The sequence below is a fragment of the Rhizobium sp. S96 genome (assembly GCF_030382195.1).
In the GTDB taxonomy this organism is placed as follows: domain Bacteria; phylum Pseudomonadota; class Alphaproteobacteria; order Rhizobiales; family Rhizobiaceae; genus Rhizobium.
This window is the reverse complement of record NZ_JAUDRY010000010.1, coordinates 295,075-310,746: the sequence shown is the minus strand read 5'-3', so window position 1 is coordinate 310,746 and position 15,672 is coordinate 295,075. Positions and strand designations below refer to the sequence as shown.

Here is a 15,672-nt window from a genome sequence, read left to right as displayed (position 1 = left end):
TTGCAACCAGTCATGCACATTAGAAATCCCGCACCTATCGCGTGTGTCAGCGCGATAACCGTCAGGCATCGCTGCCCGACAATTCCTCGAAGGTGGCCAGACCGCGCTTGACCAGCATCGCATCCGGGCTCGGCAGCTTGCCGCGGAACGCCGTGTAGGCGTCCTCGGGGTCGATCGAGCCACCGACGGAGTAAATGTGATCCCGAAGCTTCGTCGCCACCTCGCCATTGAAGGCATCGCCGGTCTCCTCGAAGGCCGAGAAGGCATCGGCATCGAGCACCTCGGACCACATGTAGGAATAATAGCCGGCCGAATAGCCGCCGGAAAAGATGTGCTGGAAATGCGGCGAGGCATGACGCATCACCATCGACTTCGGCATGCCGAGCTCCGCCAACACCGCCGCCTGCACCGCCATCGGGTCCTCGACGGCTTCGCGTGTATGAAAGACCATGTCGACCAGTGCCGAGGAGGTGAACTCCACCGTGTTGAAGCCCGCGTTGAAGCTGCGTGCAGCCAGCACCTTGTCGAGCAGCTCTTGCGGCATCGGCGCCCCGGTCTCGAAATGCACGGCATACTGCTTGAGGATTTCGGGAACCGTCAGCCAGTGCTCATAGAGCTGCGAGGGCAACTCGACGAAATCGCGCGAGACACCGGTACCGGACACGGAGGGATAGGTCACGTTGGATAGCATGCCGTGCAACGCATGGCCGAACTCATGGAACAGCGTGCGTGCGTCGTCCAGTGACAGCAGCGCCGGCTTGCCCTCGGCGGGTTTGGCGAAGTTGCAGACATTGTAGATGATCGGCAGCTCGCCGGTCCGGCCGTTCTTCAGCGGCAGCTTGTGCTGCGACTGGAACGAGCTCATCCACGCACCCGAACGCTTCGACGAGCGGGCGAAGTAATCGCCGAGGAACATCGCCATCAGCCTGTCTTCGCGGTCGCGGATCTCGAAGACGCGGACATCGGGATGATAGGCCGCAACGCCCTTCTTCTCGACCGCATGAACGCCGAACAGCCGGCCTGCCACGTCGAAGCAGGCATCGATGATCTTCTCGAGCTGCAGATAGGGCTTCAGTTCCGCCTCGGAGAAGTTGAACTTCTGCGCCCGGATCTTTTCGGCGTAGTACCGCCAATCCCAAGGCATGACCTCATGGTTCTTGCCTTCCTCGGCAATCAGCTTGGCGATATCGGCTTCCTCTTCGCCGGCCCGCTTCACTGCCTTCACCCATACCGTCTTCAGAAGATCGTTCACCGCCTCCGGCGTCTTCGCCATGGTGCTGTCGAGCTTCAACTCTGCGAAGTTGCCGTAGCCGAGCAGCTTTGCCACCTCATGACGCAGTGCCAGCGTTTCGCGGATAATGCCGCGATTGTCCGACGGGCCCTCGTTTTCGCCACGCGCCACCCAAGCCTTGAATGCCTGTTCACGCAGGTCGCGACGCTCCGAGAAAGTCAGGAATGGCTCGATGATCGATCGCGACAGCGTGACCGCGAACTTGCCGTCCTCACCGCGCTCGCGAGCAGCAGCGGCCATCGCATCCCTGAGGAAATCGGGAAGACCGGTAAGATCCGCCTCTTCCGAGAGGATCAGGGCCCAGGCCTTTTCATCGGCGAGCACGTTCTGCCCGAACTGCGTGCCGAGACCGGCCAGCTTCTCGTTGATACCGGCAAGCTTTTCCTGCTCGGCCTTCTCGAGCTTGGCACCCGATTTCACGAACCCCTTCCAGTGCCGCTCAAGCACCCGCGTCTGCTCCAGCGTCAGCCCTAGGCTTTCCCGCTTCTCCCAGAGAGCGTCGATGCGCGCGAACAGCGCCGCATTCATGCCGATCTTGGAATAGTGACGCGACATTTTCGGCGAAATATCCCGCTCAAGCGCCTGGATCGTGTCGTTGGTATGGGCGCCTGCCCGGTTCCAGAAGAGCGACGAGACGCGCGAGAGATCATCACCGGCGATCTCCAGCGCAACGACGGTGTTCTCGAAGGTTGGCTCGGCCGGATTTCCGGCGATCTCATCGATTTCCCGTTCATGCGTGGCAAGTGCCGCATCGAAGGCTGGTGCGAAATCATCGTCTTTCACGGCCTCGAAGCGCGGCAGGCCGTGCAGGCCGCTCCAGTTGACGAGAACCGGGTTCAAATCTGGTGTGAAAGGCATGCGGGGATCCTTTGTGGCGGGCTGCTGAATCGCCAATATAGGGAGGCTTCGGCAGGATTGGTATCGCACCCGCCGACAGCAATGCTGTCGACGACGCAAAAACCTCATCACAAGAAATGATTGATAAGAATTAACTAATCGTTAACGATTGACGTACGTTCGCCACCCGCAGTAGTTTTGCCGGCATATTTTACAATTGGTTTGACATGATGGAAATCCAATCTCTGCGGTCTTCGCCGAATTTCCTTTTTCGAAAAAATTCCGATAACGCTAAATATTCCAAAGACTTCAGCGAAACGATAGATCCGGCCGCGAGCGCGATGGCCGCGTTCCACGTCGAGGATCCGACGACTGGGGATCTCGACTTCTCGGCGGTTAGCGCGAGCGACCTGCGCAGCTATGCGCGTCAAAGCTACGATACCGGCACCATCGACCAAGACACCTATGCGGCGCTCTCCGAACCGCTGCCGATGCGAACCATCGATCCCTCCGGCAACGTCCTCGATCTCTCCGATGTGACGGATGGCACCAGTTTCAATTTTCGCGACTATTACAAGGACCAGCTGCAGATCGCCATGTCGATCGGCGACCCGGAGACGGTCAAGACGCTGAAATCGGTCGTCAGCTTCCTCGACGCCTGATCTCAGGCACGGCGCCAGCCGAGCAGGCCGGGCGTCGCATGAAACAGAGCCTGCGCCGCAAAGCCCATGAAGAGCACGCCCGAGCAGCGGACGATCATCCGCTCGTGCGAGCGATAGAACCGCCGCACGGCCCCGGTCCCGACAATGGCGATCAGGATCATGTCGGCAACGATGAAGCCGAGAAACGATACCGCCACCAGGACCGGCAAGGTTTCGAATTGCAGTGCGCTCGCCGAGCCCGCGACCAATGCCGTGAAGGTTGCCAGCGCCACCGGATAGCCCTTCGGATTGGTAACGCCGAAAATCAGCCCGCGTCGGAACGGCCGCTCAACCGTCACCAGCGCCTGTCCTTCGCCCTTCGGCTTTGCCCGGAAGGCGTTCCAGCCGATCCAGGCCAGATAGAAGCCGCAGAGTAGACCAAGCGCATCGAAGACAAAGGTGCCGATAGTCTTGGCTCCGACGATTGCCACCAATGCCAGCGAGGCCCAGAGCACGTCGCCTACCAGATGCCCGCAGACGAACTGCGCGCCGGCGCGCCGTCCCTGCCCGGCACCGATGCCGAGTAGCGCCAGGAACGCCGGTCCGGGAATGAGCACGTAGAGAAGGGCAGCCAGAAAGGCGCCCGCAAAAAGCGATTGTGTCATCAATGAAACTCCGGAGGTGACTGCTGCAGACTATGCGTTCCCGCAACACCGTCAAGCTGCAAGCGACACCCATCAGATTTTTGAATTGCCGTATCAACCGGCTTCAGCCAGAAGAGAAAACAGCCTTTCCTCTTTCGGCGCCCGTGGTGCCTCTGCTGACCGAGTACTTCACATGCCTCCATTCCGGATGAGCGCACGACGGACGAGCGTGCTCGGCGCCTTGCTTGCCACCATCGGTCCGATCTCGATGTCGATCTATACACCGGCCATGCCGGAACTGGTCAGCGCCTTCCAGACATCGGACTCGGCGATCAAGATGACGCTGTCGCTCTACTTCGCCGGCTTCTCCGTCGCCCAGCTTCTGGCAGGGCCGATGTCGGATGCATTCGGGCGGCGAGCCGCGACGCTTCTCTTCGTCGGCATCTACGTCGTCGGCAGCCTGCTCGCCGCCTTTGCGCCCGGCATCGAATGGCTGCTTGCCGGTCGCCTGATCCAGGGGATTGGAGCCTCTGTCGGCATTACCGTCGCCCGCGCCATCATCCGCGACCAGTTCACCGGCACCGAGGCCTCTCGCATCATGAACCTGATCGGCATCATGATCGCCATCGGCCCGGCCATTGCGCCGACTGTCGGCGGGCTGGCTCTCGCCGCCTCCGGCTGGCAGTCGGTTTTCTTTTTGCTGATCGGCTTCGGCCTATTGATTGCGCTCTCAGCGCTCGTCTTCATGCGGGAAACGAGCCTGCCCGATCCGCGTCGGATGCTGCCGGGGCCACTGCTCTCTGCCTATGGCGAACTCGCGAGAGAAAACCACTTCATTTCCGCATCGCTCGTTCTCGGCGGCTCGGTCGGCGCGCTTTATGCGCAGGCTACCTTGCTTCCCTTCATTCTCATCAAGGTGGTCGGTCTGTCGCCTACCGCGTTCGGTCTCGGCATGCTGATGCAGTCCGGTTCTTATTTCCTCGGTTCGGTCTGCCTGCGATCCGCGGCGCCTCGCCTCGGCGGCGACGGCTCGGTCCGTGTCGGCCTCGGCCTTCTAGGCATCGCCGGCGTGATGATCGCGCTTTCCGTCCAGTTCGTGACGCCGTCCTATCTTTCGATCATGGGACCGATCGCCTTTCTCGCCTTCGGCCTGGCCTTCCTGACCCCGCATATGACGACATCGGGCCTCTACCCTTTCCCGCATATCGCGGGCTCGGCCTCGGCGATGATGGGCTTTATCCAGATGGGCGGTGGCTTTGCCGGCGGCGTGGCAGCCTCCATCATAGGCATGCCGCTGATTGCCTTCGGGACCGTGATCCCGACGATGGCGGCGATTTCCATCGCCAGCTATATCTGGTTCATCCGCGCCTCGCGTCGCGCAGCGACAGTTGCACATTCCAACCTGAGCGAATGACAGGGCAGCAATGCCCCGTCCGACAGCCTAGAAACAAACAAAGCCCGCACTGGGCGGGCCTTGAAGAATGCGTAAATCGGTCAGAACCGATTACTTCGTCAGATTACGCTTGCCGAGCGTGCGCAGGCGCAGCGCGTTGAGCTTGATGAAGCCGGCGGCGTCCTTCTGGTCGTAGGCGCCCTGGTCGTCTTCGAAGGTGACCAGCTTGTCGGAGTAGAGCGACTTGTCGCTCTCGCGGCCGATGACCATGACGTTGCCCTTGTAGAGCTTCAGCGTCACTTCGCCCTCGACATGCTCCTGGCTCTTGTCGATCAGCGCCTGCAGCATTTCGCGTTCCGGCGAGAACCAGAAGCCGTAATAGATCAGCTCGGCGTAGCGCGGCATGATCTCGTCCTTGAGGTGCGCTGCGCCGCGGTCGAGCGTGATCGATTCGATCGCGCGGTGCGCCGAAAGCAGGATCGTGCCGCCTGGGGTCTCGTAGACGCCGCGCGACTTCATGCCGACATAGCGGTTCTCGACGAGGTCGAGGCGACCGATGCCGTTGTCACGGCCGTAATTGTTGAGCGCGGCGAGCAGCGTCGCCGGGCTCATGCGCACGCCGTTGATCGAGACGGCATCGCCCTTCTCGAAACCGACCTTGATAACAGTGGCCTTGTCGGGTGCGGCTTCCGGCGAGATCGTGCGCATGTGCACATATTCAGGCGCCTCGACAGCCGGATCTTCCAGAACCTTGCCCTCGGACGAGGAGTGCAGCAGGTTGGCGTCGACGGAGAACGGCGCTTCGCCCTTCTTGTCCTTGGCAACCGGGATCTGGTGTGCTTCGGCGAAGGCGAGCAGGTCGGTACGCGACTTGAACGACCAGTCGCGCCAGGGGGCGATGATCTTGATGTCGGGGTTCAGCGCATAGGCCGACAGCTCGAAACGAACCTGGTCGTTGCCCTTGCCGGTGGCGCCGTGGGCAATGGCGTCGGCGCCGGTTTTCTTGGCGATGTCGATCAGGTGCTTGGAGATCAGCGGGCGGGCGATCGAGGTGCCGAGCAGGTAGACACCTTCATAGACGGCATTGGCGCGGAACATCGGGAAGACGAAATCGCGCACGAACTCTTCGCGCACGTCCTCGATGTAGATCTCCTTGATGCCGAGCATCTCGGCCTTCTTGCGCGCCGGCTCGAGCTCTTCGCCCTGTCCGAGGTCGGCCGTGAAGGTGACGACTTCGGCGCCGAGCTCGGTCTGCAGCCACTTCAGGATGATCGAGGTGTCGAGACCGCCGGAATAGGCGAGGACGACTTTCTTTACGTCTTTGTGCGATGCCATGATGATGAGTCCGTTGTGCAAGGAGGTAGCGGCAAAACCGCAAAACCCGGTGTCGCGGGCACTTTTAGCGAGATTGACGCCGGACGCAAGGGGAACGGCACTGCTTGACGGCTCCCGGCAGGGTTTGACAGCGCTGGGCGGCAACCCATATCTGCTGCGTCCGAATAACGCGCGAGGAGGCTGAGCCGTGACGAATATCCAAGACATCATCAAGAAATCCAACGTTGCCGTGGTTACCGGCGGCGCCTCCGGCATTGGTCTTGCAGCCGCAAAGCACTTCGCGCAGGCGGGCATGAGCGTCGCCATCGCCGATCTCGGCGGCGACAAGCTCGCTGCCGCAGCCGATGCCCTGAAAGCAATATCCGGCGAAGAGCATGTGATGGCGATCGAAACGGACGTCGCCGACAAAGCCTCGCTCGAAGCTCTCGAACGAGCCGTCGTCCAGCGCTTCGGCCGTGTCCATGTGCTGATGAACAATGCCGGCATCGGCCCGGAAACCTCGATCTTCAGCGCCCAGGCAGACTGGGACGCGATTCTCGGCGTGAACCTGATGGGCGTGATCAACGGCACGCGTACCTTCGGCTCGAATATGCTGGCCCATGGCGAACCCGGCCTGATCATCAACACCGGCTCCAAGCAAGGCATCACCACACCGCCCGGCAATCCGGCCTACAACGTCTCCAAAGCGGGCGTGAAAGTCTTCACCGAAGCGCTGCAGCATGAGCTGCGCAACACCGAGGGCTCGAAAATCTCAGCGCACCTGCTGATCCCTGGCTTCGTCTTCACCGGCCTGACCAAGGGCAATCGCGCAGAGAAGCCTGCCGGTGCATGGACCCCGGAGCAGACTGTCGACTTCATGATCTCAAGCATCGAGAAGGACGATTTCTACATCCTCTGCCCGGACAACGACGTCGCCCGTCCGGTAGACGAGCGCCGGATGGCCTGGGCAATCGGCGACATCATCGAAAATCGTCCACCGCTGTCGCGCTGGCACCCTGACTACGCCGACAGGTTCAAGGCGTTTCTCGACGCCAAGGATTGATTGGACATTTTCTGAAAGCCGGATATGAGGACATGCTTTCATATCCGGCTTCAAGAGTGTGCCATGGATTTCCTGCCAAGCTTCCCGACCCTGCTCGCCTTCGCCGCCGCAACCTTGCTGCTTGCCGCCACCCCCGGCCCCGACATGACACTGTCGATCAGCCGTTCTCTGGCGCAGGGCAAGAAGGCGGCGCTGTTCGTGGTGCTCGGCACCAGCCTGGGTATCGTCGTCCACACCATGCTGGTCGCCTTCGGTATCTCCGCGCTGATCACCGCCTCGCCGACCGCCTTCCTGATCCTGAAGACCGGCGGCGCCGGTTATCTGCTCTGGCTTGCCATCCAGGCCGTCCGCCTCGGCTCCAAACTGTCGATCAAGAAGGTTGAAGAGGTAAAGGCAACGCCGTTTGCCAATATTTCCTCCGGCTTCTGGGTCAATCTGCTGAACCCCAAGGTCATCATCTTCTTCATGACCTTCCTGCCGCAGTTCGTCAGCGCCGGCGATCCGGCGGTCACACACAAGCTGCTTTTCCTTGGACTCTGCTTCATCATTATCGGCATGCCGGTCAACGCCGCCGTCGTCTTCGCGGCCGATTGGCTATCGAGCTGGTTGCAGAACAACAGGAAGGTGCTGCGCGGGATGGATTACACCTTCGCCGGCGTCTTCTCGGTCTTCGCGGCAAAGATTCTGCTCACGCAGGCACGATAATCTCGAGACAATACAGCCAGGGTCGCCACGCGACCCTGGGGCACAAGCTCATCACCCGATCAGCAGTGCGTCATCGTCCAATGTCTGGCCGCGCATCTTGCGGAACATCTCGATCAGGTCCTCGACCTGAAGATCCTTGCGGTTATCGCCGCTGACATCGAGCACGATCTCACCGCCATGCAGCATGATCGTGCGGTGACCGTAATCCAACGCCTGGCGCATGGAATGCGTGACCATAAGTGTCGTCAGCTTGCGCTCGGACACGATCTTCTGCGTCAGGCCCATCACGAATTCCGCCATCCCCGGGTCGAGCGCCGCAGTATGCTCGTCGAGCAGCAGCACTTCGGAACCTGCAAGCGTTGCCATGACAAGCGAAACCGCCTGCCGCTGTCCGCCGGACAAAAGATCCATGCGATCCTTCATGCGGTTTTCAAGGCCGAGATTAAGCTCTGCGATCCGCTCGCGGAAATGCTCGCGGCGTTTCGGGCCGAGCGCGGCCCCCAGGCCTCGCCGCTCGCCACGCCGTGCCGCCAGCGCCAGATTCTCCTCGATCGACAAGGCACCGCAGCTGCCCGTCAGCGGATCCTGAAACACGCGGGCAACCAACCCGGCGCGCGCCGCCGTCGACTTGCGCGTCACGTCGGTGTGACCGATCAACACCTGGCCGTCGCTCGCCAGCACGTCGCCGGCAAGGACACCGAGCAGGGTGGATTTGCCGGCACCGTTGGAGCCGATCACCGTGACGAACGAGCCTTCCTCGATGGTCAGACTGACGCCCTTCAGCGCCTGCTTCTCCAACGGCGTTCCCTTGCCGAAAACGACCTTCACATCCTTGACGCTGATCATGACGAAGCTCCTCCGCGACGCAGGCGTGGAAGAATAAGCGCGACGGTCACGAGAACAGCGGTTACGAAATTGAGATCCGACGCCTGCAGGCCGATCACGTCGCTCGAGAGCGCCAGCTGGATGGCAATGCGGTAGAGGATCGAGCCGATGACGCAGCCGATCAGCGCGATCAACAGCCCCCGACGGCCAAGCAGCGTCTCGCCGATGATGACGGCAGCCAAACCGACCACGATCGTACCGACACCCGAGGTCACATCGGCGAAACCATTGGTCTGCGCGAACAGTGCGCCACCGAGCGCCACCAGCGCGTTGGAGATCGCCATGCCGAGATAGATCTGGCGGTTGGTATCAACGCCCTGGGCGCGGGCCATACGGGCATTCGCCCCGGTCGCGCGCATCGCAAGGCCGGAATCGCTCTCCAGGAAGCGCCAGACGACGATGACAGCAATGACGACAAGGATGCCAACGAACAGCGGCCGCACGTAGAAATCACGCAAGCCATGGCCGAAGAACGGGCTGATCATCGTATCAGCATTGATCAGCGCCACGTTCGGCTTGCCCATGACGCGCAGGTTCACGGAAAATAGCGCGATCATTGTCAGGATCGAGGCCAACAGATTGAGGATCTTGAAACGGACGTTGAGCATCGCAGTGACCATGCCGGCGGCGGCGCCAGCCGCCATGGCGATCAGCGCCGCCAGCCAGGCATTGACGCCAGCGATGATCAGCACTGCGGTGACGGCGGCGCCGAGGGGAAACGAGCCGTCGACGGTCAGATCCGGAAAATCGAGTACACGGAATGCGAGGTAAACGCCGAGGGCAACAAAGGCATAGACCAGCCCCAGCTCCACGGCTCCCCAGAATGCGATCTGACTCAAGGCTTCTGCCCTTTCTTGTGCTGTTTCCGTGGCCACGCCCCTCCCAACCCTCCCCACAAGGGGGAGGGCTTAACCCAGCCGATCCGCCCTTCCACGATTGGGTCAGGACGAGGCCACGGGTCTTCTCCCCCCTTGTGGGGGAGATGGCCGGCAGGCCAGAGAGGGACTTCATCTCTATGCGATCAGCCGCCCCCGTGCAAACGGGAGCGGCTGATCATTCAGGTCTCTGTGGCGATTGATTTAGTCGATCGTCTTCGTCGCGCGCTTCAGCACGCTTTCCGGGAACGTTACGCCCATCTTGGCGGCAGCGCCCTTGTTGATGACGAGATCGCTGCCGGCAGCAACCTTGACCGGGATATCGCCAGGGTTCTCACCCTTGAGGATACGCACGACGATTTCGCCGGTCTGCTTGCCGACGTCGTAGTAGTTGAAGCCGAGAGCGGCGACCGAACCGCGCGAAACGGAATCGGTGTCGGCGGTGAAGAGCGGCAGCTTGGCTTCCTCGGCGACAGCCACGGCACCTTCGAGGGCCGAGATGATCGTGTTGTCGGTGGGCACGTAGATCGCATCGGCACGGCCGACGAGCGCGCGAGCGGCACCCTGCACTTCGGCGGACTTGGTGGCAGCAGATTCGACGACCTTCAGGCCGGCCTTTTCAGCCTCGACTTTGAGGACGGCGAGCAGCGATACCGAGTTCGCTTCACCCGAGTTGTAGAGGTAGCCGATCGTCTTGGCGTTCGGCAGGATTTCCTTGATCAGCGCCACATGCTCGGCGACCGGCGACATGTCGGAAAGACCGGTGACGTTGCCGCCCGGCTTGTCCATGTTCTTGACCAGCTGCGCGCCAACAGGATCGGACACAGCGGTAAAGACGACGGGGATATCGTGCGTGGAGGAAACGACTGCCTGCGCCGAAGGTGTAGAGATCGGCACGATGACGTTCGGGCCTTCGCCGGCGAACTGGCGGGCGATCTGCGCGGCCGTGGCCGGATTACCCTGAGCCGACTGGAATTCGAACTTCAGGTTCTCACCTTCTTTGTAGCCGGCAGCTGTCAGCACATCGAGAACACCCTTGCGGGCGGCGTCGAGCGCCGGATGTTCGACGATTGCCGTGACGGCGACAGTCACGTCTTCAGCCTTGGCAGGCAGGGTAAGGGCAAGGGTTGCCGCAACGGCGGCGAGCAGAACAGAACGCATGGGTATCCTCCAACTATGATTTTGGGCTGCTTTTAGGAAAAGCAGCCCTCGAAATCAATCATTAGAAGAAACTGTACGGATCAAACTTGCTGATCAGTCGCCGGAACTCAATCATCCGCACCGTGGTTCGCGATCATCATCGCCTCGAAGGCCAGGCGCTCGGTCTTGCGCATGCGCTCGGATTCCGACTTCAGCTGGCCGCAGGCGGCGAGGATGTCGCGGCCGCGTGGCGTACGGATCGGCGAGGCATAGCCGGCCGAGTTGATGAAATCGGCGAACTTCTCGATCTGCGCCCAGTCGGAGCATTGGTAGTTGGTACCCGGCCAGGGGTTGAACGGAATGAGGTTGATCTTCGCCGGCACGCCCTTCAAGAGCTGGATCAGCCCCTTGGCATCCTCCAGGCTGTCGTTGACGTCCTTCAGCATCACATATTCGAAGGTGATGCGCCGGGCGTTGGAGAGCCCCGGATACTTGCGGCAGGCGTCGATCAGCTCTTTCAGCGGATACTTCTTGTTGATCGGCACCAGAATGTCGCGCAGGTCGTCGCGCACCGCATGCAGCGAGATCGCCAGCATGACGCCGATCTCGTCGCCAGTGCGGAAGATCTCGGGAACGACACCGGAGGTCGAGAGCGTGACGCGTCTTTTCGAAAGGGAAAGTCCGTCGCCGTCGGTGGCGATCAAGAGCGCCTGCTTGACGCTGTCAAAATTGTAGAGCGGTTCGCCCATGCCCATCATCACGATGTTCGAAACCTTGCGGCCCTCGGCCGGCATGATCGTGCCCTGCGGCGCTTCGCGATCCGGGAAATCGCCCAACCGGTCGCGGGCGAGCAGGAGCTGCGACAGGATCTCCTCCGCCGTCAGGTTGCGCACCAGGCGCTGCGTGCCGGTGTGACAGAAGGAACAGGTGAGCGTGCAGCCGACCTGGCTGGAGATGCAGAGCGTGCCGCGACCTTCTTCCGGAATATAGACCGCCTCGATCTCTACGGGACGACCGGCACCACGCGCCGGGAAGCGCAGCAGCCACTTGCGGGTGCCGTCGTTGGAAACCTGCTCCTCGACGATTTCGGGACGGGCGATGGTGAAATGCGTCTTCAGCGTCTCGCGCATGTCCTTGGAGATATTGGCCATGTGGTCGAAGTCGGAGACCCCGCGCACATAGATCCAGTTCCAAAGCTGCGCCACGCGCATCTTGATCTGCTTTTCCGGCACGCCCTTTTCGCGCAGCGCAGCGCCCATCTCCTCGCGGGTGAGGCCGATCAGCGACGGCTTCGGCAATGCTTCGCCGCGCGCCGGCTGGTTGCCTGCGGGCTTGAGAACGGTCATCGCATCCATGACGGACATTTAATCTAATCCCGAATTCAACATGCGATCCTCCCGATAGTCCGAATGACTGGCGGGCGGAGCGGGCATGAAGGCAGAAAGTGAATGCGGAACTTGGCGGCCAAGCCGCGATCTATCCGCTGTTGTGGGCGCCTTTAGCATCATTTTCGCCGCGCGTCACTATAGATGGAAACGACAAAGGCCGGCGCAAGGCCGGCCTTTGAAAATCATCTGCACCTGGGCGGGCCTTACTTGCAGCTTTCGATCTGCTTCAGCGAAGCCGAAATACCGGCCAGCGAATAGCTGTAGGAGGTCGCCGTGCCCTTGCGGGACGTTGCGTTGACCGTCATCGAATGACCGCTCTTCATGGCTGCCACAAGCGCCGGTTCCTGTGCCGCGTTTTCGACCCACCCAGCCTTGTCCTTGGTGAACATGACGAAGGTCTTGTTGTCGATCACGACATTGATCTTCGAAGCGTCCTTAACCGTGTAGCCCATCATGGCCTGTGGCTCGTACGAAATGTTCTGACCAGGGCGCTGCGAGACGATGAAGAAGTTGTCGCCATGGTCGATACCGGCTGGCTTCTTCTCGGTCGGTACGGAGAGGACGTAGCAAACGGTGCTGGCGCCCGACTTGTAGGAGTAAGCCCCCCAGGCCTGGAACTGCTGGATGCGAGTCGGCGCGGAAGAAGCGGCGGCAGCCGGTTGCTGCGCTGTCTGTGCTGCTGCAGCGGGCTTCTTTGCTTGAGCGGATGCGATGCCAGCGCCGGCGAGAACGAGGGAAAGGGCGAGTGTGATACTTCTTACAAACATGGATATCCTGCCGGTTCTTGCGATTCGAGCCCGAAGCGAGCGGGCGGCGCATAATCACGATCTGCTTTATTTTGACTTAATTCAGGTTACCAAAGCGTCAACGCAGACCGCAAGAAGTGCCTGCCTGTGTCATTTCCGCTCAAGTGTCAATGCCGGGTCCTGGAGCTTCACCCGTGGCGACTTGTTGCCACAAGCGTTGGAGACCGTCGCCACGAGTGAATTTAAGACATAAAGATTCAGGCAAGAGTTTGACGTTTCAAAAAACCGATGTAGGTCATTAAGCGTTGGAAATCCGTTGAGGAATTCGGTGAGCCAGGGGGCTTGAGACGGAATATGGATGCCGAGGAGAAACAGCGCTTCGCCGCCCTTGCACGGGCTGTCGCGGAACGCCGCGATCAGCAGGCATTCACCGTCCTGTTCGATTACTTTGCGCCCCGCCTCAAATCTTGGTTACTGCGCCAGAAGATGGCGAGCGGCGAGGCGGAGGAACTGGTGCAGGAGGTCATGATCGTCCTCTGGCACAAGGCAGATCTCTATGATTCGACGCGATCATCACTCTCGACCTGGCTCTTCCGGATTGCGCGCAACCGCCGCATCGATCTTCAGCGCCGCGCGCGTGCTCGCGTCCTCGACGAAACGGATCCCGCGCTGCAGCCGCCTGCGGAAATTGGGGCCGATGAGATGGTGGCCAACGATAGCCGTGACGCTTATGTGCGAGCCGCGGTCGGGCAACTGCCGGAAGAGCAGCGCGAGATGCTGCGGGCAGCCTTCTTTCTGGGGCAATCCCATTCCGAAATCGCCGAAGCGACGGGTTTGCCACTCGGAACGGTGAAATCGCGCATCCGGCTGGCCTTCGGCAAGCTCAGGAAGGTTCTCGAGGCCGAAGGCAGCTGACGCGTGCGGCGGCTAAATTGTTTTCATGCCCGGCGGGCCATCGGCCAGCGCACGGTCCGCGGCGTCATAATGCCGTGCCTTGATATGCTTGCTCACCATCGCGATCGCCGCCGACATCACGGCAACATCGTCTGAAAAGCCGATGACGGCAAAGACATCGGGGATCATGTCGATCGGCATCACAAAATAGGCAAGCGCGGCGAGGAGAACACCACGCACCTTGGTCGGCGTCTGCGGATCGAGCGCACAATAAAACGCAGCAACGACATCGCGCGAAAACGGGATCTGCCGCACGGCCTTCTTGAACGTCACCCAGAACTTCTTGCGCACGGTCTGCTCGCGCCGGTTCTGCGTGTCTTCATCGCCCGGCAACAGGATTTCACCGAATTTGACGTCGTCCATCCAGATACGTCCTCTCTTTCAGGCGCAGATATGGTGGTCTTTGCGCTGCGATTCAATTGCCGCGACGTGCGCGAGCTTCGTCCATGGCGGCTGCGAGCTTGAAATCGAGTTCGGTCAAACCGCCAGCGTCATGGGTGTTGAGCTTCACCTCGACGCGCGAATAGACATTGAACCATTCGGGATGGTGGTTGAGCTTTTCGGCGGCGAGAGCGGCCTCGGTCATGAAGCCGAAGGCCTCGACGAAGTTCGAAAACTTGAAGGTTTTGGAGATCGAGGTTGCTCCCTCGCCGAGAGCCCAGCCCTCGAGTTTGGCCAATTCGCTATCGATGGCCTGGCGTTCCAGTTTTTCCCGTTTCATGCGATGGTCCCTTCTCTTTCCGCTTTGGGTCTCTTATGAAACGCATCAGCATCCTGTTTGTTTGCATGGGCAATATATGCCGTTCGCCACTGGCCGAAGGCATTTTCACGCATCTCGCGGCAGAGGCAGGTCTTTCCGAGCGTTTCGCTGTCGATTCAGCTGGTACCGGCGGCTGGCATGAAGGCGAACCGCCGGATCACCGCTCCATTGCAATCGCAAGAAAGTATGGCGTCGACATATCCGCCCAGCGGGCGCGTCGGATCAGGAAAGCGGATTTCAGCGCGTTTGACATGATCCTTGCGATGGATAGGGACAACGTGGCCGACCTTCTTCGCATCGCGCCTTCAGCCGGCAATATCCGGCTGTTCGGTGATGCAGCGGGGACCGGCGAGGATATCCCCGATTCCTATTATGGCGACAACAGCGACTTCCAGCTGGTCTATGCCAGGCTCTTGACCGGCTGCAGGAAGCTGCTCGCTGCGTTTGGTGCCGACAACGCCTCATGAAGCGGGAAGATTTCTTCCGTCAGATATGGCCCACCGCCCACCGAGTCTCGTGACGAAAGAAGCACGAAGCGCGGAACGGTGAAGGTCGATGTCTGGAAGTTGCCGCGACCGGCAAGATAGTGAACGACGTCATCCACGCGAGACGCCTTGAGCCGCGCCAACGTGACATGCGGCATGAACTTGCGTGGATCCGGCGGCAGTCCGATGCGTTGGCAGATCCGCTCGATTTCCGCCTGGAGCGCATACATCTCCGGCGACGGCGTCACGCCAGCCCAGATCGAATGCGGCTTCTTCGATCCGAAGGAACCGATGCCTTCGAGCCGGATCTGGAATTCGGGCCGATCGATGCGATCGAGCCGATCAACGATTTCGTCTGCCGTGCGTCCGTCAACATCGCCGATGAACCGCAAAGTGATGTGATAATTCTCCACATCGATCCATCTGGCACCAGGCAGACCGCCGCGCAGCAATGAAAGGCTCATCGCCGCATTGCGCGGAATTTCGAGGGCGGTAAAAAGTCTCGGCATAACGAGCACTCCCCGAATCTTTTGCAGGTGCTCACACGGAAT

The 15,672-nt window shown here is 60.7% G+C and carries 17 protein-coding genes; 6 read left to right on the top strand and 11 right to left on the bottom strand.

All coding sequences use genetic code 11. From position 1 onward, the window contains the following. Positions 1–61: 61 nt before the first annotated feature. Positions 62–2,149, bottom strand: coding sequence for a M3 family metallopeptidase (locus QTL94_RS13685; protein WP_289802230.1), 2,088 nt, complete (start codon positions 2,147–2,149; stop codon positions 62–64). Between the two features lie 209 nt (positions 2,150–2,358). Between QTL94_RS13685 and QTL94_RS13680 the strand changes: the two genes are divergently transcribed. After that, positions 2,359–2,790, top strand: a complete 432-nt coding sequence (locus tag QTL94_RS13680; RefSeq protein WP_289802229.1) for a hypothetical protein — start codon at positions 2,359–2,361, stop codon at positions 2,788–2,790. Positions 2,791–2,792: 2 nt separating this feature from the next. Here the strand turns inward: QTL94_RS13680 and QTL94_RS13675 are convergent, their stop codons facing one another. Continuing rightward, positions 2,793–3,434: a LysE family translocator gene (locus QTL94_RS13675; protein ID WP_113521362.1), complete on the bottom strand. Its 642-nt coding sequence runs from the start codon at positions 3,432–3,434 to the stop codon at positions 2,793–2,795. Between the two features lie 172 nt (positions 3,435–3,606). On the opposite strand from QTL94_RS13675, the gene QTL94_RS13670 reads away from it, so the two are divergent. Beyond that, the gene (locus QTL94_RS13670; RefSeq protein ID WP_289802228.1) at positions 3,607–4,827 is read left to right on the top strand and encodes a multidrug effflux MFS transporter; all 1,221 of its coding nucleotides are present in this window, start codon (positions 3,607–3,609) and stop codon (positions 4,825–4,827) included. A gap of 90 nt (positions 4,828–4,917) precedes the next feature. On the opposite strand, the gene QTL94_RS13665 is transcribed toward QTL94_RS13670, so the two are convergent. Beyond that, the gene (locus tag QTL94_RS13665; RefSeq protein ID WP_289802227.1) at positions 4,918–6,141 is read right to left on the bottom strand and encodes an argininosuccinate synthase; all 1,224 of its coding nucleotides are present in this window, start codon (positions 6,139–6,141) and stop codon (positions 4,918–4,920) included. 187 nt (positions 6,142–6,328) lie between these two features. On the opposite strand from QTL94_RS13665, the gene QTL94_RS13660 reads away from it, so the two are divergent. Beyond that, complete coding sequence (locus tag QTL94_RS13660) at positions 6,329–7,183, top strand: SDR family NAD(P)-dependent oxidoreductase (RefSeq protein WP_289802226.1); 855 nt, start codon at positions 6,329–6,331, stop codon at positions 7,181–7,183. Positions 7,184–7,246: 63 nt separating this feature from the next. Then, complete coding sequence (locus QTL94_RS13655; protein ID WP_289802225.1) at positions 7,247–7,888, top strand: LysE family translocator; 642 nt, start codon at positions 7,247–7,249, stop codon at positions 7,886–7,888. Positions 7,889–7,939: 51 nt separating this feature from the next. Here the strand turns inward: QTL94_RS13655 and QTL94_RS13650 are convergent, their stop codons facing one another. The 5 genes from QTL94_RS13650 to QTL94_RS13630 form a co-directional block, all read right to left on the bottom strand. Continuing rightward, entirely contained in the window at positions 7,940–8,734 is a 795-nt protein-coding gene (locus QTL94_RS13650) for an ABC transporter ATP-binding protein (protein WP_289802224.1), read from the bottom strand. Next, positions 8,731–9,612, bottom strand: coding sequence for an ABC transporter permease (locus tag QTL94_RS13645; protein WP_065694501.1), 882 nt, complete (start codon positions 9,610–9,612; stop codon positions 8,731–8,733). Before QTL94_RS13645 ends, QTL94_RS13650 begins: the two co-directional genes overlap by 4 nt. A 240-nt stretch (positions 9,613–9,852) precedes the next feature. Further along, positions 9,853–10,809 carry an ABC transporter substrate-binding protein gene (locus QTL94_RS13640; RefSeq protein WP_113521367.1) on the bottom strand — a complete coding sequence of 319 codons (957 nt, stop codon included), beginning with the start codon at positions 10,807–10,809 and terminating at the stop codon, positions 9,853–9,855. Between the two features lie 107 nt (positions 10,810–10,916). Beyond that, positions 10,917–12,152, bottom strand: a complete 1,236-nt coding sequence (gene rlmN / locus QTL94_RS13635; RefSeq protein ID WP_289802223.1) for a dual-specificity RNA methyltransferase RlmN — start codon at positions 12,150–12,152, stop codon at positions 10,917–10,919. 227 nt (positions 12,153–12,379) lie between these two features. Beyond that, positions 12,380–12,943: an invasion associated locus B family protein gene (locus QTL94_RS13630; RefSeq protein ID WP_065694504.1), complete on the bottom strand. Its 564-nt coding sequence runs from the start codon at positions 12,941–12,943 to the stop codon at positions 12,380–12,382. 333 nt (positions 12,944–13,276) lie between these two features. Between QTL94_RS13630 and QTL94_RS13625 the strand changes: the two genes are divergently transcribed. Continuing rightward, positions 13,277–13,837 carry a sigma-70 family RNA polymerase sigma factor gene (locus QTL94_RS13625; protein WP_289802222.1) on the top strand — a complete coding sequence of 187 codons (561 nt, stop codon included), beginning with the start codon at positions 13,277–13,279 and terminating at the stop codon, positions 13,835–13,837. Positions 13,838–13,849: 12 nt separating this feature from the next. Here the strand turns inward: QTL94_RS13625 and QTL94_RS13620 are convergent, their stop codons facing one another. Together QTL94_RS13620 and QTL94_RS13615 are read right to left on the bottom strand one after the other, a co-directional pair. Further along, on the bottom strand, positions 13,850–14,239 hold the full coding sequence (locus QTL94_RS13620; protein ID WP_289802221.1) for a YkvA family protein: 390 nt from the start codon (positions 14,237–14,239) through the stop codon (positions 13,850–13,852). Between the two features lie 52 nt (positions 14,240–14,291). Further along, on the bottom strand, positions 14,292–14,597 hold the full coding sequence (locus QTL94_RS13615; RefSeq protein WP_289802220.1) for a 4a-hydroxytetrahydrobiopterin dehydratase: 306 nt from the start codon (positions 14,595–14,597) through the stop codon (positions 14,292–14,294). Positions 14,598–14,632: 35 nt separating this feature from the next. Between QTL94_RS13615 and QTL94_RS13610 the strand changes: the two genes are divergently transcribed. Beyond that, a complete protein-coding gene (locus QTL94_RS13610) occupies positions 14,633–15,103 on the top strand; it encodes a low molecular weight protein-tyrosine-phosphatase (protein ID WP_289802219.1) in 471 nt (156 codons plus the stop codon). Here the strand turns inward: QTL94_RS13610 and thpR are convergent. Further along, a complete protein-coding gene (gene thpR / locus QTL94_RS13605) occupies positions 15,037–15,630 on the bottom strand; it encodes an RNA 2',3'-cyclic phosphodiesterase (protein ID WP_065694508.1) in 594 nt (197 codons plus the stop codon). The genes QTL94_RS13610 and thpR overlap by 67 nt on opposite strands. Positions 15,631–15,672: the final 42 nt, after the last annotated feature.